The organism is Thalassobaculum sp. (genome assembly GCF_040219615.1).
Lineage (GTDB): Bacteria > Pseudomonadota > Alphaproteobacteria > Thalassobaculales > Thalassobaculaceae > Thalassobaculum_A.
On sequence record NZ_JAVJSE010000038.1, the window covers coordinates 321460 to 340135 of the forward strand.

17 protein-coding genes are annotated in these 18676 nt (G+C 70.0%); 9 read left to right on the plus strand and 8 right to left on the minus strand.

Features of this window, described 5'->3' with window-relative positions; genetic code table 11:
- Positions 1–94: 94 nt before the first annotated feature.
- From RIC31_RS20320 to RIC31_RS20335, 4 genes are all read left to right on the plus strand, one after another.
- The gene (locus RIC31_RS20320) at positions 95–667 is read left to right on the plus strand and encodes a LemA family protein (protein ID WP_350111988.1); all 573 of its coding nucleotides are present in this window, start codon (positions 95–97) and stop codon (positions 665–667) included.
- 18 nt (positions 668–685) lie between these two features.
- Positions 686–2665: a DUF2207 domain-containing protein gene (locus RIC31_RS20325; RefSeq protein ID WP_350111990.1), complete on the plus strand. Its 1980-nt coding sequence runs from the start codon at positions 686–688 to the stop codon at positions 2663–2665.
- Between the two features lie 42 nt (positions 2666–2707).
- Positions 2708–3523 (plus strand): hypothetical protein, encoded by an 816-nt coding sequence (locus RIC31_RS20330; RefSeq protein WP_350111992.1) that lies wholly within the window; start codon positions 2708–2710, stop codon positions 3521–3523.
- A gap of 131 nt (positions 3524–3654) precedes the next feature.
- Positions 3655–4170 (plus strand): PAS domain-containing protein, encoded by a 516-nt coding sequence (locus RIC31_RS20335; protein ID WP_350111994.1) that lies wholly within the window; start codon positions 3655–3657, stop codon positions 4168–4170.
- Positions 4171–4234: 64 nt separating this feature from the next.
- On the opposite strand, the gene RIC31_RS20340 is transcribed toward RIC31_RS20335, so the two are convergent.
- On the minus strand, positions 4235–4909 hold the full coding sequence (locus tag RIC31_RS20340; RefSeq protein WP_350111996.1) for a 5-formyltetrahydrofolate cyclo-ligase: 675 nt from the start codon (positions 4907–4909) through the stop codon (positions 4235–4237).
- Between the two features lie 232 nt (positions 4910–5141).
- On the opposite strand from RIC31_RS20340, the gene RIC31_RS20345 reads away from it, so the two are divergent.
- Entirely contained in the window at positions 5142–5366 is a 225-nt protein-coding gene (locus RIC31_RS20345; protein WP_350111998.1) for a hypothetical protein, read from the plus strand.
- 10 nt (positions 5367–5376) lie between these two features.
- Entirely contained in the window at positions 5377–6090 is a 714-nt protein-coding gene (locus RIC31_RS20350) for a hypothetical protein (RefSeq protein ID WP_350112000.1), read from the plus strand.
- A gap of 24 nt (positions 6091–6114) precedes the next feature.
- On the opposite strand, the gene RIC31_RS20355 is transcribed toward RIC31_RS20350, so the two are convergent.
- Positions 6115–7248, minus strand: coding sequence for a zinc-binding dehydrogenase (locus RIC31_RS20355; protein WP_350112002.1), 1134 nt, complete (start codon positions 7246–7248; stop codon positions 6115–6117).
- A 216-nt stretch (positions 7249–7464) separates the two neighbouring features.
- Here RIC31_RS20355 and RIC31_RS20360 point away from each other — a divergent pair, with 216 nt between their 5' ends.
- Entirely contained in the window at positions 7465–8259 is a 795-nt protein-coding gene (locus RIC31_RS20360; RefSeq protein ID WP_350112005.1) for a PhzF family phenazine biosynthesis protein, read from the plus strand.
- 9 nt (positions 8260–8268) lie between these two features.
- Here the strand turns inward: RIC31_RS20360 and RIC31_RS20365 are convergent, their stop codons facing one another.
- A complete protein-coding gene (locus tag RIC31_RS20365) occupies positions 8269–9096 on the minus strand; it encodes a metallophosphoesterase family protein (protein ID WP_350112007.1) in 828 nt (275 codons plus the stop codon).
- 16 nt (positions 9097–9112) lie between these two features.
- Positions 9113–9859, minus strand: a complete 747-nt coding sequence (locus tag RIC31_RS20370) for an SDR family NAD(P)-dependent oxidoreductase (protein ID WP_350112009.1) — start codon at positions 9857–9859, stop codon at positions 9113–9115.
- Positions 9860–10035: 176 nt separating this feature from the next.
- Between RIC31_RS20370 and RIC31_RS20375 the strand changes: the two genes are divergently transcribed.
- Entirely contained in the window at positions 10036–10560 is a 525-nt protein-coding gene (locus RIC31_RS20375) for a PAS domain-containing protein (protein ID WP_350112011.1), read from the plus strand.
- Between the two features lie 6 nt (positions 10561–10566).
- Here RIC31_RS20375 and msrP read toward each other — a convergent pair whose 3' ends face one another.
- From msrP to RIC31_RS20395, 4 genes are all read right to left on the minus strand, one after another.
- Positions 10567–11538 carry a protein-methionine-sulfoxide reductase catalytic subunit MsrP gene (gene msrP, locus RIC31_RS20380; protein WP_350112013.1) on the minus strand — a complete coding sequence of 324 codons (972 nt, stop codon included), beginning with the start codon at positions 11536–11538 and terminating at the stop codon, positions 10567–10569.
- A gap of 162 nt (positions 11539–11700) precedes the next feature.
- Positions 11701–13737, minus strand: a complete 2037-nt coding sequence (locus tag RIC31_RS20385; protein WP_350112015.1) for an elongation factor G — start codon at positions 13735–13737, stop codon at positions 11701–11703.
- 253 nt (positions 13738–13990) lie between these two features.
- Positions 13991–15193 carry a pyridoxal phosphate-dependent aminotransferase gene (locus tag RIC31_RS20390; RefSeq protein ID WP_350112017.1) on the minus strand — a complete coding sequence of 401 codons (1203 nt, stop codon included), beginning with the start codon at positions 15191–15193 and terminating at the stop codon, positions 13991–13993.
- A 191-nt stretch (positions 15194–15384) separates the two neighbouring features.
- Positions 15385–15969, minus strand: a complete 585-nt coding sequence (locus RIC31_RS20395; RefSeq protein WP_350112018.1) for a hypothetical protein — start codon at positions 15967–15969, stop codon at positions 15385–15387.
- 215 nt (positions 15970–16184) lie between these two features.
- On the opposite strand from RIC31_RS20395, the gene RIC31_RS20400 reads away from it, so the two are divergent.
- A complete protein-coding gene (locus RIC31_RS20400; RefSeq protein ID WP_350112019.1) occupies positions 16185–18557 on the plus strand; it encodes a methyl-accepting chemotaxis protein in 2373 nt (790 codons plus the stop codon).
- Positions 18558–18676: the final 119 nt, after the last annotated feature.

The following is an 18676-nucleotide window of genomic DNA, read 5'->3' on the forward strand; positions in this document are numbered from 1 at the left end:
ACCCTCGTATCGCCTGTCGAGCGTAACGGACATTGCGGGATTCGGCACGGACGGCGCCCGGCTGAGGGCGCCCGGCCGCGAGGGGAAATGAAACATGGCGGACCTGTCGACGAGCTCCTGGGTGCTGCTGGCCGCCGCGGCCGCGATCCTGGGCTGGGGTGTCGTGATCTACAACCGGCTGGTCGCGCTGCGGCAGCGCTGCCGCGAGGGCTGGAGCGGCATCGACGTTCAGCTCAAGCGCCGCAGCAACCTGATCCCGAACCTGATCAATACGGTGAAGGGCTACGTCCAGCACGAGCGCGGGACACTGGAAGCGGTCACCGAGATGCGGGCCCGCGTGCAGGCCGCCGGCGGCGCCGGCCCGGCCGAGCGTCAGCAGGCGGAGGGCGAACTGTCGACCGCGCTGATGCGGCTGTTCGCGGTCGCCGAGAACTATCCCGAGCTCAGGGCCGACGGGAACTTCGTCGAGCTGCAGACCACGCTCGGGGAACTCGAGAACCAGATCCAGATGGCGCGCCGGTACTACAACGGCACGGTGCGCGACCTGAACACGCTGATCGAATCGTTTCCGAGCAACCTGATCGCCGGCTGGTTCCGATTCCAGCCGCAGGAGTACTACGAGGTCGAGCATGCCGCCGACCGGGCGCTGCCCCAGGTGGCGTTCTAGCCGGCCGGGGCGACCGTCGTGCTTCCGCTCCATCGCCTCTGGCCGGCGCTGCTCGCCGGTATCGCGCTGCTGCTGGCCGCCATGCCCCCGGCGGCAGCCCAGCGCGAGCGCATCCTGTCCTTCGACTCCGCGATCACCGTGCAGTCCGACGGCCGGCTGCGGGTGGTGGAGATCATCGAGGTCGAGGCGGCGGGCCTGGAGATCAGGCGCGGGATCTTCCGGGACTTCCCGACCCGCAGCCTCACCGGATGGGGCTTCAACCGCATCGCCGGCTTCGAGGTCCTCGGGATCGAGCGCGACGGCAAGCCCGAGCCGTATTTCATCCAGGAACTGAACGCCGGCCAGCGGATCTACATCGGCGACCGCAACGTGATGCTGCCCTACGGCCGGCACCGCTACGCCATCACCTACGAGACCAGCCGCCAGCTGTTCCACCGACCGGAGCAGGACGAGCTGTACTGGAACGTCACCGGCGACGCCTGGGCGTTCCCAATCGACCGCGCCTCGGTCACCGTGCGGCTGCCGGACGGCGCGGCCCTCGCGGGAATCGACGCCTATACCGGCCCCCGCGGCGCGCAGGGCGACGACTTCGAGATCCTGTCGCGATCCCCGGACCGCCTGGCGATCGCCACCACCCGGCCGCTCGCTCCCGGCGAGGGGTTCACCATCGCCGCGTCATGGCCGGCCGGCCTGGTCGACCGGGAGAGTCCATGGCAGGAATTCCGGTACTGGGCCGCAGACAACACCGGCGTGGCCCTCGGCGGCGTCCTGCTCCTGGCCCTGATCGGATATTTCGGGGTCGCCTGGTTCCGGGTCGGCCGCGATCCCGCCAAGGGCACGATCGTGCCGCTGTTCGAGGCCCCGAACGGCCTGTCGCCGGTCGCCGTCGGCTACATCTGGAACGCCGGCTTCGGGAGCGGGTTCGAAACCGGCAAGGCGCTGTCGGTCGCCCTGACCAGCCTCGCCACCAAGCGGGTGATCCTCCTCGGGGACGAGGGTGGCGGCAAGTTCTCGGCATGGAAGCAGCAGGCCCCGGAACACCCGCTGCCGCCCGGCGAGCAGGCGGTGTTCGACGCGATGTTCGGCGGCGGCGAGGACGACATCACCTTCGGGGGCAAGTTCTCGGAGCGCATGGGCAAGGCGAAGGAAGGCCTGCTGCAGGCCTTCGGCAGCGAATACGGGCTCGCCTACTTCCGCGGAAACCGCGGGCTGTGGGCACTGGGGGCGCTGCTCGCCCTGGCGACCGTGCTGGTCAGCGTGAGCGCCGACGCGATGGGCGAGGACGCGACCGTCGAGGCCGCCGTCCTGGCGGTGTTCGCCGCCGCCTTCGCGACGCCTGCCCTCGCCGTGGCCGGCAACCTGGCGTCACGTTGGCTCGGCTCGGCTCCCGCGCCGTTCGCCTCGATATTCGGCGGCGGCATCTCCCTGCTGATCATCGGGGTCTGCGCACTGCCGGCGGTCGGTGTCGGACTGCTGATCGGCCAGATGGTTCCACCCGCGGCACTGGTGATCGCCGGTGCCGCGATCGTCGTGACCGTGATGTTCTGGCACCTGCTGACCGCCCCGACCCGGCTCGGCCAGGAGACGCGGGACGGAATCGAGGGCTACCGGCTCTACCTCTCGGTCGCCGAGGGCGACCGGCTGAACACGGCCGGGCGCGAGCCGGAGATCACCGAAGCGCTGTATGAGGCGCACCTGCCCTATGCGATGGCGCTCGGCGTCGAGCGCCAGTGGACCGACCGGCTGATGGCCCGGCTGGCGGTGCGGGATGCCGCGACCGGCGGGTCTGTCCGATACGCACCGGCATGGCTGGTGACCGGCGACGGCCAGCCGGCCCCATTGGACGGCCTGTCGAAGACCCTGGGGCGAAGCCTCGGCGGCGCTGCGGTGCATGCCGCGACCCGACCGTCCAGCAGCGGGGGCTCCTCCGGTGGATTTTCGTCCGGCGGCGGCTCGTCCGGCGGCGGGGGCGGCGGTGGTGGCGGCGGGGGCTGGTAGATGGCCACCGGCTGGGCAACGCAACGGCTGCGGAGGGACGCGGTGACCCTGCTGTACATCACCGTGCCGTTCGTCGCCCTGGCGCTCGCCTTCCTGGCGATCGGCAAGCTGTCCAGCGGTGGCTGGGACGCCCTCGACTATCTGGTCTACGCCATGGCGACCGGCGTGCTGTGGGCCGTGGTCGTGGTCTGCTATCTGGTCTGGGTGGTGCTGCGCGACGGCTGGCAGCCCTCCAGCTTCCCGGCCATCGCGGTACTGGTGCTTCTGGCGGCGGTCGCGGCCGGCTGGGGGTACCGGGAATTTGCCCGGGACGCCGGCTGCCGGGCCGCACAGGCGTTCTTCGTCGGGCTGCCCGCCATGCCGGCGGCCGAGCGGGCGGCCGCGATCCGGCAGGGTGGCGCGCATGTCCGCAGCGGCAGCGACTGTGCGATCGACGGGCTCCGGCTGGCCCTCGGCCGGCACGTCCTGGATCCCGAGCCGTCGACGCCGGCCCAGGACGCGAAGCGACGCGCGATTCTGGAGGAGCTGCTGGAAGCCGGCCTGCCGCCGACCCACCGCGTGCTTTACGAGTTCGCGGCGTCCGACGCCGACCCGGTGGCGACCCGGATGCTGCTGCGCCGGCGCAAGCTGCTGGCCGCCGGTACCGGCGAGTCCTGGGACCTGTTTCCCGACGACATCGTGCGGACCCTGATCACCTACTCCCGCACCGCCCCGGGCGACACGCCGGACCCGAACGCCGAGCGCTACCGTGCCACGCTGGCGGTGTTCGTCGACGAAGGCCTGGCCGATCCCGGGGCCCTGCCGCCGTGGCTCCGGGAGACGCTCATCGCGCTCGGTCTGCTGGCGAAGGGCGACTGAGCCGACAGCCCGTTCTGCGAAGTTTCTGGACGACCTTCGCCGCCTCGGCTCTGATACGGCCCGCATTGCTGTGGGAACGCCAGACGGCCGGGGACGCCTTGCTCAACCGGGGACTCAACACGGACCGGCGGTTGCAGGTCGGCCAGACCGTCGTCCAGGCCGTGTCGCGCGTCGTCGACGGGGCCGATGCCCTGACGTCGCAGATCTGCCGCGACGGGCTGGCCTACTGGCAGGGCCTGCGCGGCGACGCCCCGCTGCCCTGGCGCGAAGCGATCGATCCGGCGGCGATCCGGAGCCTCCTGCCCTACACCTTCCTGGTCGACGTCGTGGACCGGGGTCGCGACTTCCGGTATCGCCTGGTCGGGACCGACATCGTCGCGCACACCCCGCACGACAATACCGGCCTGCTGCTGTCCGAGATCGACGCCCAGGGCACCCAGAGCCAGCTGGCCGCGCTCTACGCCGCGGTGACCGCCGACCCGTCGCCACGGTTCCAGCGCATCGCCTACCGCACCCGGCTCGGCCTGCGATCCTGGTACGAGACCGTGGTCTGTCCGATGTCCGCGCCGGATTCGACGGGCACGGTCACGACGCTCGTCGGATGGGCGGAGCATTTCCACCAGCCGATCGGCAGCGCCGACGAGTGACGGCCGGCCGAACGCGCCGGCCGAGCCCGTGACCGACGACCCGCCACGGCACCCGGCCCTGCGCCTACCGCCAGGGACCGGGGTCGGCCGGATCGAGCTCCGCCAGCAGGCATGCCGGCGAGGCGAAGCCAGCGGTCGGCGCGTCGGATCCAGGCTCGCCCCGCGGATGGCGGGTCGCGCCGCTCTCGGTGACGATCCCGTCCATCGGGATGTCGTGGTCGAACGGGTGGATGCTGTCGAGCCGCCCGAGGTCGAAGCCGAGCCCGATCGCCCAGGGGTGGGGCCGCCGCGCCGCCAGCGTACGGTCGTAATAGCCGCCACCGTAGCCGAGGCGGTAGCCGCGTGCGTCGAAGCCCACCAACGGCACCACCAGAGCGGCCGGATGCACGACCGGCGTGCCGTCCGGGATCGGGATGTTCCAGACCCCGCGCGTCATCGGCGCATCCGGGTGCCACTCCCGGAACTCGACCGGCGCGTCCTTGGCCACCACCACCGGCAGCCCGATCCGGGTGCCGGTGTCGATCAGCCTGCGGGCCAGCGGCCGCAGGTCGATCTCGCCGCGGAACGGCCAGTACAGGCCGAGCACGGCAAATCGCGACAGGTCGGCGGCGGCTTCCAGGGCGGCGACCGCCCGTTCGGCCAGCCGGTCCCGCTCGGCGACCGGCAGCGCCAGCCGGGCATCGATCAGCCGGCGCCGGGTTTCCCGCCGCCACGCCATGACATCGGCTCGTCCCTGCATTCGACCGGTCTCCCGCAGTGATCGCCGCACCCTGCCATGTGGGGACCGGTGTTCGACACCCCCGAAACGTCGCCCGATGTCGCAGCCCCGACCGTCCCGACCCATCGAACGCCGCCGCCACCGATGCCGGCTTGCAACGGTCGGCCGGGAACCGACGCGGAACGCGCGCTGCCCGATGAAACCGCCTCGCGCCCCTGCTACTGTGGCGCTCTCCGATTCCGGGAGGCGGGAAATGAAGCTGGTTTGGATGCTGGTGACGATCATCGGCAACCAGGTGATCGAGAGCGGGGTGACATTCACCACCGCCAAGGCCTGCTTTGAGCAGGCCGCGAGCCTGCAGGTCGAGGCCTTCAAGGCCGTCGACCTCGCGTTCATCCTGAACCATCAGCAGAATCTGTCGGCCGAGCCGGTCCGGCCGATGTTCTCCTGCATCGTCGCCGAATCGATCGGCGAGTAGGGCGCGGGCGATGCGACACCTCCACCGGCTGACGCTCGGCGTCCTGGCGGTCGGCGGTGCATTGGCGGCCCTGGGACCGGCGCCGGCGGTGGCCCGTGAGCAGCGGATCGTCGCGATCGGCGGTCACGAGCTGACGATCGCGCTGGCCGACGGCGACTGCTTCTTCGATGCCGACCAGCCGGCCGACCGTCGCCTGATCGACGAGCTGTCGGTCGCGACCGGCGAGGCGTTCATTCCCCTGCTCGCCTTCGGCGGCTGCGACACCATCGCGGGCTGGCGGGCCGGCAAGCCGCCGACCCTGCCGCGCTTCGGCTACGTCATGATCGCCGAGAAGCACCTGGAGCCGGTGTTCGCGTTCGACCAGCCGGCCTTCGCCACCGCGATCGCCCAGGCGCTGGCGGACAGCGGCACGGCCGACTACCGCGCCGACATCGCCAGGCTCGCGGCCGAGATCGACCGGGTCTGGCCGACCTTGCCGGCAGGCGGCAGGCAGGAGATCGGCATCGTCCACCGCGACCGCTACGGGCCGGTGCTGGCGACCGTGCTGAGCGTCCCCGGCGGCGCCAGGCCCGCCCCCCGGGTGATGCTGCACCAGTCGATCCTGGTCGCCGGAAAGGTGCTGAGCGTGGTCGCGGCCCGCGACTACCGCGACTCCGAGAGCATCTTCGAAGCCTATGGCGACCTGTCGGCGGTGGTCGAGGCGACCGCGGCGCGCAACCCGTAGCGAAACCAGGGCCGCCGCGCCGGATCAGCCGTGCGGCACCAGGATCTGCCGCACCACCTCGCCGTCGGCCAGCCGGTCGAAGCCCCGGTTCATGTCGTCGAAGCCGATATGCTCGCCGATCAGCCGGTCGATCGGCAGCTTGCCCTGGCGGTACGCCTCGATGAAGCGCGGGATGTCGCGCACCGGCACGCAGGACCCCATGTAGCTGCCCTTCACGGTGATCTCCCGGGTCACCAGGTCGGCGGCGTGAATCGGGAATGCCGCCCCGGCCGGCGACAGGCCGGCGGTCACAAGGGTGCCGCCGGTGCGCAGGATGCCGTAGCCGGTCTCGAGCGCCTTGATGCTGCCCGCCAGCTCGACCGCCACGTCGACGCCGCCGCCGGTCAGGTCCCTGATCTGCTCGAGATGGTCGGGCTCGCGCGCGTCGATGGCATGGTCGGCGCCGAGCTGGCGGGCCAGCCCGAGCTTGGCCGGGTTGACGTCGACCGCGATCAGCACCGACGGACCGGCCATCTTGGCGCCCAGCAGGCCGGACAGCCCGACGCCGCCGAGACCGATGATCGCCACCTTCTGCCCCGGCCGGATATTGGCGGTGTTCAGGGCCGCGCCGACCCCGGTCATCACCGCGCAGCCGAACACCGCCGCCATCGCCAGCGGCACATCCTTGTCGACCCGCACCACCGAGCCGCGGTCCACCACCGCGTACTCGGCAAAGCACGAAACCCCGGACTGGTGGTTGACCGGCTCGCCCTTGGTGTCGCGCAGCCGCTTGCCGCCGCCCATCAGCTCGCCCTTGGCGCGGGCGGCGCCGTGGGCGATGCAGATCTGCGGCCGGCCCTCCAGGCAGCGCTCGCAGCGCCCGCAGCTGGCCGAGAACTGGAACACCACCGGATCGCCCGCCGCGATGTCGCGCACGCCGACCCCGACCTCGACGACCGTGCCGGCCCCCTCGTGGCCGAGCGCCACCGGCAGCGGGCGCGGCCGCGAGCCGTCGATCACCGACAGGTCGGAATGGCAGAGCCCGGCGCCGGCGATCTTGACCAGTACCTCGCCGGCCTGCGGCGCCTGCAGCTCGACCTCCTCGATCCGGATCGGCCGGCTGGTCGCATAGGGTCGGTCGGGGGCGATAGTCCTCAGGACCGCGGCGCGCATCTTCATCGGCTTCCTCCTGCTTTGGCGCGAGCTTAGCGCGCTTGCCGCAGCCGCCGACACCCCGCGAAACGCGCCGACATTGCGGACCGACGGGAAGCACCGCGGCCGGGCTTCGCCTCGTCGCCGCCCGCCGGAATCTTGTATCAGGCACAATGTCCGGCTTGCGGTTCCCCGGGTCCGCTCGACAATTCAAGAACTCGTCGCCGTCTTTCGAGAGTCCCCATGCGCGTTCCCATCTATCAGGTCGACGCCTTCACGGACCGTCTTTTTGCGGGAAACCCGGCCGCCGTTGTAGTTCTCGATACCTATCCCGACGATGCCCGGCTGCAGGACATCGCGGCCGAGAACAACCTGGCCGAGACCGCATTCCTGTGCCCGGACGGTGACGACTGGTCGATCCGCTGGTTCACGCCCACAATCGAGGTGCCGCTCTGTGGACACGCGACCCTCGCAAGTTCGTGGGTGGTCCTGACGGTCCTGCAACCGGACCGGCCGGATGTGCGCTTCCGGACCCGACAGAGCGGCGACCTGGTGGTCCGGCGTGACGGCGCCGGCTTCGTCATGGACTTTCCGGCGAACCCGCCGGTGCCGGCCGAAGCGCCGAGCGGCCTGGCGCGGGCTCTCGGGATCGACCCGGTCGCGGTGCTGGCGACGCCGCGGCAGTACATAGCCGTACTCGAATCGGCCGGGCAGGTTCGGTCGCTCCGTCCCGACCCGGAGGCGATCGCCGAGCTGGACCGGCGGGGCGTAGTCGTTACCGCGCCCGGCGACCGCGGCTACGACTGCGTCAGCCGCTACTTCGCGCCGCGCGACGGCATCCCGGAGGATCCGGTGACCGGTGGCGTGCATTGCGCCCTCGCGCCGTACTGGTGTGACCGTCTCGGCAAGACCGAGATCCTGGCAAATCAGGCCTCGGCGCGCGGCGGCGAGATCCTGTGCCGCCTGCGGGACGGCCGGGTCGAACTGCAGGGGCGTTGCACGCCGTATCTGGAGGGTCGGATCGAGATCGACCGATAGCGCCGGCGGTCAGAGGATCGTCCTGAGATAGCCCGCACAGCCGCGCGAATGGTCCCACTGCCGCGGGTAGCCGAGCGACACCTCCTCGAAGCGGGTGCCGTCCACCAGGTCGGTGCGCCGGGTATGGAGATGGCCGCTGACCACCGCATGGGCCCGGTAGCGACGGTGCCAGTCCTCGGTCTCGGTGGTCCCGCACCACGGGGTGAAGCGCGGCACCCGCGGGATCCGCACCAGGTCGCGGCGCAGCGGCCAGTGGTTCACCAGGACGGTGTGGGCGTCGGCCGGCAATTCGCGCGCCAGCCGATGCCGGGTCTCGTCCAGCCGGGCCCGGCACCAGTCCGGCCGGCTGCTGAACGGGTCCGGCAGCAGGTGCAGCTCGTCGGCACAGACGTTGTGGGCCTCGTCGGCCCAGGCGACCACGTCGGCCAGCGCCACGTCGGCCGGCCGGAAGCTGTAGTCGTAGAGCAGGAACAGCGGCACGATCAGCAACCGCGAGACCCCCGCCGGCATCGGGCCCGGCCACTCCGGATAGCCGTCCTCGGGCGAGACCACGCCGTGCGACCGGGCGATCGCGGTCAGCCGGTCGTAACGCGCCATCCCGCGCGCCGCGTCCGGGCCTTCCCGCGCCACCGTCCAGAGCTCGTGGTTGCCCGGGACCCAGAACACCCGCTCGAAACGCGCCGCCAGCAGGCCGAGCGCCCAGTCCACCAGGTCGAGGCGCTCGGCGACGTCGCCGGCGACGATCAGCCAGTCACCCGGATGGGCCGGCAGCGCCTCCAGCGCCTCGCGGTTCTGGGCGGCCGCGAGGTGCAGGTCCGAGATCGCGAGCAGGCGCATCCCCGGGCCCCGGGCCTCAGAACGCGCTGGCGCCGCTTTCCGCCGGCAGGATCGCGCCGGTGATCCGCCGCGACTCGTCGGACGCCAGGTAGAGCGCCAGGTAGGCGATGTCGTCCGGTTCCAGGACGCCCATCAGCGACTTGGCGACCAGCGGGTCGTCCGGCTTCAGCATCGCCTTCACCCGCTCGGTGGCGACCACGCCCGGGCCGATGGCGTTCACCCGGATCTTCGCGGTGTGCCACTGCATGGCCAGCGACTTGGTCAGGGTCAGCACGCCGCCCTTGGCCGCCGAGTAGGCATCGGCCCCGGCGGTGCCGATCAGCGCCCGGATCGACGTGGTGTTGATGATCGACCCGCCGCCGCCGGCCGCCATGTGCGGAATCGCGAAACGGCAGCCCAGGAAGGTGCCGAACAGGTCGACCGACATGGTGCGCCAGAACTCGTCCAGCGGCATGTCGGTGACCTTGCCGTCCTTGCCGGTGGCGCCGCCGGCATTGTTGTACAGCACATCCAGCCGGCCGTGGCGCTGCACGGCCCCGTCGATCAGCGCCCGGACGTCCTCCTCCTTGGAGACGTCGGCGGTCACGAATTCCACCCGGCCGCCGGCGGCGACGATCTCGGCGGCGGCGGCGTCGCCCGCCTCGCGCTTGACGTCGGCCATCACCACCACCGCGCCCTCGCGCGCGAACAGCGCCGACGACGCCCGCCCGATGCCCGATGCGGCGCCCGTGATCACCGCGACCTTGTCCTGCAGCCTTGCCATGCCGTTCCTCCCGAACCGAACCGGATCCTGTTGCTGACGGGGACTCTAACGGACCGCCCGGGTGGGCGCACCCGGGCCGTACCGCGGCAACGGATAATGAGCAGTGACAGATTGTTAACGGTGGCCGGCAAGAATGGCGCGTGCCCGCCGGGCCGGACAACGACGAGAGAGTTCGATTGGCTCCGCCATCCCCGCTGCACGGCGACCTCGAGCAGGAACTGGGTGCACCGGCAGAGACGCTGCTGGACCGTCCGCTGCATCCGAAGGTCCGCCGGCTGACCGAGTACTGGATCGCGATCCGACCGCCCGGCAGGTTGCCGGGCCGCGACCATTTCGAGCCGATGGACGTCCCGACGCTGCTGCCCAATCTCTGGCTGGTCGACGTCCACCGCGCGCCCGCGCTCCGGTTCCGCTACCGGCTGGTCGGGACCAGCATCGCCCGCGCCTTCGACGGCGACCCGACCGGGACCTATCTCGACGAGTTGAAGCCCGGCTCGCGCGACGACCGGGTCGAGAGCTCGCTCGGCTCGGTGGTGCGGACCGGCGAGGCATCCTGGCGCGCCGGCCGTCCCAGGTTGTGGCGCCTGCACGACTACGTCAGGGTCGAGCGGATCTACCTGCCGCTCGCCCGCGACGGCTCCACCGTCGACATGATCCTCGCGGCGACCCTGTTCCTGGACCGCTTCGGCCAGGAGCTCTGACGCCGGTCACATGAACAGCCGCTCGCCGTTCATGCCCTTGTAGAGGTCGGCCACATACTCGCCATAGCCGTTGTAGAGCAGGGTCGGGATGCGGTCGGATTCGCCGAGTGGCTGCTCGGTCGCCTGCGACCAGCGCGGATGCGAGACCTCCGGGTTCACATTCGCCCAGAAGCCGTACTCGCTGCCCTGGATGCGCTCCCAGAACGACACCGGCCGCTCTTCGGAGAAGGTGAAGCGGACGATCGACTTGATGCACTTGAAGCCGTATTTCCACGGCGTCACCAACCGGATCGGCGCGCCGTTCTGCGGCGGCATCGGCTTGCCGTAGATGCCGGTCGCCATGAACGCCAGCTCGTTGGTCGCCTCGGCGATCGTCAGCCCCTCGACATAGGGCCAGGGATACCAGTGCTGCTTCTGGCCCGAAGCGATCTCCGGGTTCTGGAAGGTCTGCATGGTCACGTATTTCGCCGAGCCGAGCGGCTTGGCGTACTCGACCAGCCGCTTCATCGGGAAGCCGGCCCACGGCACGGTCATCGACCACGCCTCGACGCAGCGATGGCGATACACCCGCTGCTCCAGCGGCCCCATGGCGGTCAGCAGGTCGTCGATCGCCACCGAGCCGGGCTTCTCGACCATGCCGTCGAAGGTGACGGTCCAGGGCCGGATCGGCAGGACCTGGGCGGCCCGCCAGATGTTCTTGTGGCTGCCGAACTCATAGAAGTTGTTGTAGGTGGTGGCGAGGTCCTCCGGCGTCATCGAGCGCTCGCCGCGGAACCGCATGTTGGTCTTCGGCGGGTACAGGCCGGCCGACGGATCGGTCGTCTCGGCCGCGGCGGCACCGGCGGACAGGGCGGCGGCGCCGGTCAGCATCGAGCCGGCCGCCAGCCCCTTGAGCAGGCGGCGCCTGTCGAGCCATACGCCTTCCGGCGTCGCCCGGTTGTCGGGAATCTCCCACCCCCGGGTGCGCTTGATCAGCATGGCGGATCTCCTCGCTTGGCATTCACCGTTCCGAGCTAGGCCGTTCCGCGCGATACGCCAAATCAACTCGGGGTGAGGAACGGCCGGCCCCGGACGAACAATGCCGCCCGGGAGCCTTCCGTTACTGTACGGACACCGGTCGGATCCGGATGCCCGTCCCCGTCAGCGGGCATCCACCTCCTCGCGGTGCTGCACGACCTGGTCGGCCAGCCGTCCGGTCAGCTCGGACAGATGGTCGAACCGCCACTCGAAGCTGGCGAGGCCCTGGCTCTGCGCCCGCAGCTCCAGGATCAGGTCGTGGATCTCGGCCTCCGGCAGGTAGGCCGTCACCGCGTCCCAGCCGGGCCAGCCGTCCTTGGCGTCGAATCCGAGGATCTGCCCGCGGCGGCTCGACAGGATTCCATGCACCCGGCTGGTGGCGTCCGACGGCACCGAGATGGTGACCTCGTGGATCGGCTCCAGCAGGACCGGATCGCATTTCGGCATGGCCTCGGAAAGCGCCAGCCGCGCGGCGATCTTGAAGGCCATGTCCGAGCTGTCGACCGAGTGGAAGCCGCCGTCGTACAGCGTGACCTTGATGTCGACCACCGGGAAGCCCAGCGGCCCGCGCTTGACGTAGTCGCGGGCCCCCTCCTCGACCGCCGGGATGTACTGCTTCGGCACCGACCCGCCGACGATCTTCTCCTCGAACTGGAAGCCGCTGCCGCGCGGCACCGCCTCGACCTTGACCTTGATGTCGGCGTACTGGCCGTGGCCGCCGGACTGCTTCTTGTGACGGGCATGCTGGTCGGCCGAGCGGCGGATGGTCTCGCGGTAGGCGACCGCCGGCCGGCCGGTCTCGACCGCCAGCTTGAAGCGGTTGCGCAGCCGCTCGACCACCACCTTCAGGTGGGTATCGCCCTGGCCCCACAGCACCAGTTCGCCGAGCTCGGCATCCTGCCGGACCAGCAGGGCGGTATCCTCCTCGCACAGCTTGGCCAGCGCCCCCGACACCTTGACCTCGTCGTTGCGGTCCGGCACCCGGACGGCCAGCGCATAGACCGGCTGCGGCGGCGCCGGCCAGGCCAGGCCGGGCTCCGGCACGCCACCCGACGGGGTCAGCACGTCGCCGGTCTGGATCGGGTCCATGCGGCCGAACGCGACCACCTCGCCCTCGGCGGCGGCAGCCACCTTGTCGAGCTTGCCGCCCAGGACGCGGTAGACGCCGGAGACCTTGGCGCCGTTCAGCACGTCGCCGTCCTTGATGGTTCCGCGCCACATGCGGACGTAGGACAGCTTGCCCATATGCGCGGCGTGGACGGTGCGGAACACCTGCGCCAGCGGCTCGCCCTCGACTGCGATCCCGCGGCGCGCCACCGAGGCGGTATGGCTCGGCCCCTCGTGGCGGATCAGCTTCAGCAGGCGCTGCACGCCGTTGTCGCGCTCGGCCGCGCCCAGCACCACCGGCACCAGCAGATCGGCCTGCATGGTCTCGGTCAGATGCGCATAGACCTGCTTCTTGTCGGGATCGATCTCCTCCAGCAACTGCTCGAGCAGGCCGTCGTCATAGTCGGCCAGGGTCTCCAGCAGCTGGGTGCGGGCCTCGACCTCGCGGTCGGCGACGTCGCCCGGCAGTTCGATCAGCGCCGACGGCTCGCCGTTGCGGTAGCGGTAGGCGCGCTCGCTGACCAGGTCGACATAGCCGGTCACCGTCTCGTCGTCGCGGATCGGGATCTGCCGCAGCACCAGCGGCCGCGTCGAGTAGCTCTGCAGCGCCGCCAGGACGTCCCGCACCCGCTCGTTGTCGCTGTCCATCTTGTTGACCATGACGACATGCGGCACGTCGTGGTCGTCGAGGAACTTCAGGATCGGCCCGGCCGCCGCGGCCTTGCCGGCCTCGGGCTCGACCACCACGATCGCCAGGTCGGCGATCATGCAGGCACTGCGGGACTCCGGCGCGAACTCGATGCTGCCGGGGGTGTCGATGAAGGTCCAGGAGTCGCCGAGAAACTGTCCGTAGCCCACCGTCAGCTCGGTGCTGGCACTCCGGGCGCGCGCCTCCGGCGCCGTGTCGCCGACCGTGGTTCCGTCCTTGACCGAGCCCTTGCGCGGGATGGTCCCGCAGGCCGCGAGCAGCGCTTCGAACAGGCTGGTCTTGCCGGACTGATACGGTCCAACGATCACGGCGCAACGTGTGGCGCCGTTGGGTTCTCCTGCCATGTGGCTCTCCCTCGGTTCGCCCGGGTGCAGCCACCCGTGTCGAGGTTCGAGCGGGGGCGTCCCGGGTCGCATGATCCCGTGGTCGCCCCTGGTCCGAGGGCCTTGATCGTCGGAACGCCGGGACGACCGGCGTCGGTACCGTCATCTTCGACCGGTCCGAACGGCCGGCGCAAGCCGATTCGGTGGGCGTCGCGCGCAACCAAAAAGGGCGCCGCGTCGGCGGCGCCCTTCGTGGTCCCGATCCTCGGAACGCTCAGCGCAGCGAACCGCAGAAGCGCTGGATGCGGGTGCAGGCCTCCTCCAGCAGTTCCGTCGCCGTGGCGTAGGAGATCCGGAAATGCGGCGACAGGCCGAACGCCTCGCCCTGCACCGCCGCCACGCCCTCGGCCTCGAGCAGCGCCGCGACGAAGTCGCTGTCGCTCTCGATCACCTTGCCGTCCGGGGTCTTCTTGCCGATCACGCCCTTGCAGGACGGATAGACGTAGAACGCCCCCTCCGGTGTCGGGCAGTTCAGGCCGTTGGCCTGGTTCAGCATCGACACGACCAGGTCGCGGCGCTGCTTGAACACCTCGTTGTTGGCCTTGATGAAGTCGTGCGGTCCGTTCAGCGCCGCCACCGACGCCGCCTGGCTGATCGACGACGGGTTCGAGGTCGACTGCGACTGGATGTCGGTCATCGCCTTGATCAGGTGCGCCGGGCCGCCGGCGAAGCCGATGCGCCAGCCGGTCATGCAGTACGCCTTGGACACGCCGTTGACGGTCAGCGTGCGGTCGTACAGGCCGGGCTCGACCTCGGCCGGGGTGCAGAACTCGAAGTCGTCGTAGACCAGGTGCTCGTACATGTCGTCGGTCATCACCCAGACATGCGGATGCTTCATCAGCACGTCGGTGATCTTCTTCATGTCGGCACGGGTGTAGCCGGCCCCGGTCGGGTTCGACGGCGAGTTCAGGATCAGCCACTTGGTCTTCGGCGTGATCGCCTTCTCCAGGTCGGCCGGCTGCAGCTTGAAGCCGGTCTCCTGCGGGCAGTCGACGAACACCGGCTTGCCCTCGGCCAGGATCGCCATGTCCGGGTAGCTGACCCAGTACGGCGCCGGGACGATGACCTCGTCGCCCGGGTCCAGGGTCGCCATGAACGCGTTGTACAGCACCTGCTTGCCGCCGGTGCCGACGATGATCTGGTTCGGCTTGTAGTCGAGGTTGTTGTCGCGCTTGAACTTGGCGCAGATCGCGTCCTTCAGTTCCGGCGTGCCGCCGACCGCGGTGTACTTGGTCTCGCCGCGGTCGATCGCGGACTTGGCGGCGTCCTTGATGTGCTGCGGCGTGTCGAAGTCCGGTTCGCCGGCACCGAGGCCGATCACGTCATGACCGGCGGCCTTCAGCTCGCGGGCCTTGTTGGTGACGGCGATGGTGGGCGACGGCTTCACGCGGCTGAGCCGTTCGGCAAGTATGCCCATGACGTGGATCCCCGTGGACTGGCGGATTGCAGACGGGCTGCAAACTACGCCCGCCCCAGGGCCTGTGCAAGGCTGCGGGCGCCCCGGCCGGCGGCTATTTCTCCCGATGTTCCGGCGCACCGGAGGGACAGTCCACGACGCGCCGGCGCGGGGGCGACCGCCACGGTCACCCCCGCTCGCTTCCGGCCGCGTCAGAGCTTCTCGACGTTGATGCCGATGGTGATGGCGCCGATCGGCTTGCCGGTCGCCGGATCGACGACCGTGGCGCTGACCTGTGACTGGAAGGCCTTGCTGGACTCGTCGAACTCGACATCGTCGATGAACACGGCGTCCGGGCCGACCGGGTAGGTCTTCTGCCACTTGCCTTCGTCGCCCTGCATGTAGTCCGAGGTGACGTCGCTGGTGCCGACGTTCAGGCCCTTGGCGTCCATCACGAAGATCTCGGAATACAGGCCGCCCGAGGCCTCCTTCTTGCCCTTCAGGAAGCTCGACAGGGCGTTGCCGGTGACCTCGTTGACCAGCGGCCCGCCGCCGCCCTTCGCCTCGGCCCGCCACTGCTTGTCGAGCTTGTCGATGTCGGCGTCGCTGAGACCGCCGGTCTTGGCGTTCTGCGCCTTGACCGCGTCGACCACGGCCGGGTCGCTCAGCCACGGCCTGATCTTCTCCGCGACCTCCTTGCTGATCTGCGGCGCGAAGTCGTTGGCCAGAGCCGCCGTCGTCAGTGCGCCGAGAACGATCAGGGTCGTCGACGCCGTCCTGAGTACACTTCGGATCATTCCGCTCTCCTTGTGGTGTGTTTCTTCGAGCACCCCGCCTCGCGGGCCGGGCTCCAACTGCACCAACAGGATTTCCGACAAATACTTAAGGAATGGTTGCTGACAAACATTCTAATTGTGATTGAATTACCGAAATATGGCTTTTGATAGGAATTTGTTAACTCTGCCTTGTGTCAAATCCCTGAAATTCGAACGGTGTTCCATTGGGGGAAACGATGCGGATCGGCACCAAGATCAGCGCCGGCTTTGCGGCAATGGTCGCCCTGACGATCGTTCTGGGCGTGGCCGGATGGATGGGCCTGGATCGCTATGCCGGGTCGGTGGAGGGAGCGGACGGCGTCGCCGCGATCGCCGAGAAGGTCGCCGCCGCCAACGTCGACGCCCTGCGGTTCCGCGTCAGCGGCGACCAGGAAGCCGTCTCGCGTGCCAATACAGACCTGGGCGCTGCCGGTCAGGCCGCAGGAGAGATCGGGGCGGAAGAGCTGTCCGCGGCGATCCGGCGTTTCGAAACGGCGTTCGCCGACCTGGTGCGCCTCAGTGCGGAAGCCGACACCCTCACCGTGGAGATGCGCGCCAACACCGAAGGGCTGGAGCGCTTCGCCGGCATGATCCAGAAGCTCGAGCGCGCCCGCCACGCCCGGGTCGCCCAGGAGCGACAGGACGCGCTCGCCGAGCAGGAGAACAAGCTGAAGGGCGCCCAGGGCGCCGAGAAGCTGATGCGCGTCACCCTCACCGCCAGCCGGGAGCTCGCGCGATTTCGCCTCACGGGCGACGAAACCGCCGCCGACGCCACGAAGGACGCCATCAGGAGCATGTTCCTGTCCGCGCTGTCGCTGAAGAAGGTGGCCGGCGACGGCTCGGGTGCGGCGTTGGCCGGCAAGCTGGCGTCGGCGGTCAATGATTACCGGCAGGCGTTCGACACGATGAGCAAGGCGGAGGCGAATACCGCTGCAGCCGACGCGGCAGCCGCCGACCTCGACGCCGTCTCGACCGAGATCGGCAAGCTCGCCGCCGAGCTCGCCGCTATCGAGATCGACAGCTACAACGCCGCCCGGACCGTCGCCGACGCCGCGAACGAAGCCACGGAAAAAGCGGTCGCCGCCATGACCGGGGCGCTCGAAATGGTGGTCGACGTGCAGCGCGTCTCACTGGCCCGGGACGAGTTCGCGCGCAGCAGGAAGGAAGAGGCGGTCGCCGCCGTGCAATCGGCGATCGACAAGCTGGCCGTCGCGATCGACAAGCTGGCCGCCGAAGCCACGGAGAAGGCGACCCAGTCGGCGCTGGTGGCCGCGAAGCAGGAGGTCGCGACCTACCGTGCGTCGTTCGAGGCGATGGTCGCCGCATTCGGACAGCAGGCAGAAGCCGCCGCCGTCATGACCGCGGCCGCCCAGGAGGTGAACGCCACGGTCGAAAGTTCGATCGGGTCGTTCGCGGCGGCCCGCGACGCCGACGGCACGCTTGCCCGCACCGTCATCGCCATCAGTACGGGCGGCGGCGCGATCCTGGCGATCCTGGTGGCGCTGGCCCTGGTCCGGGGAATCACCCGGCCGATCCGATCGATGACCGAAGCGATGGACCGGCTGGCCGCCGACGACCTCGACGTCGAGGTGCCGGGTCGCGACCGCAGGGACGAAATCGCCGACATGGCCAAGGCCGTGCAGGTGTTCAAGGACAACGCCGAGCGCATGCGCAGGCTGGAGGCCGAGAAGACCGAGGCCGACCGCCGGGCCGCCGACGAGAAACGGCGGACCATGGAGGAACTGGCCGGCAGCTTCGAGCGCTCGGTCGGTGGGGTCGTGCAGAGCCTCTCTGGGTTCGTGGGCGACGTGCGCGAGCGGGCCGAGGCCATGACCGAGACCTCGGAACAGGCCCGGCAGCGGGCGACCAGCGTGGCCAGCTCGTCCGAGGAAGCGAGCGCCAACGTCCAGGCGGTCTCGGCCGCCGCCGAGGAACTGGCGGCTTCGGTGACCGAGATCGGCAGCCAGGTGGCGCGCGCCGCGGAAATGGCCCGGCGGGCCAGCGAGGAGGCCCGCCGCGGCGACGCGCGCGTGCAGGCCCTCGCCGAGACCGCCACCCGGATCGGCGACGTGATAACCCTGATCCAGGACATCGCCGAGCAGACCAACCTGCTGGCCCTGAACGCGACAATCGAGGCCGCCCGGGCGGGCGATGCCGGCAAGGGCTTCGCGGTCGTGGCCTCGGAGGTGAAGTCACTGGCCGGCCAGACCGCCAAGGCGACCGAGAACATCCGCGCCCAGATCGAGGAGATCCAGGGAAGCAGCCGCGACGCGGTCGCCGCGATCCAGTCGATCGGCGAAGCGGTCAGCGAACTCGACGCCATGAATGGCGCCGTCGCGGCGGCAGTGGAGGAGCAGAGCGCGACCACCAACGAGATCGCCCGAAACACCCAGGAAGCCGCCGCCGGCAGCAGCCTGGTGTCGAACGCGATCATCGACGTGTCGAGCGCCTCCGAGCGCACCGGCGAGAGCGCCACCGCCGTGCTCAACATGTGCGGTGAGCTTTCCGGCGCCGCCGACACCCTGAGCCGCGAGGTGCACGACTTCCTCGACCGCATCCGCAGCGGATGACCGCGGAACAGGTGATCATATCGCCGGATTTTCTGCAGTTTTGAGATAATGTTGCACCGCAAAACAAATTGACCTCGGGCGACCGGAAATTAACCGATCGTTAACCGCCGGCTTCTCCA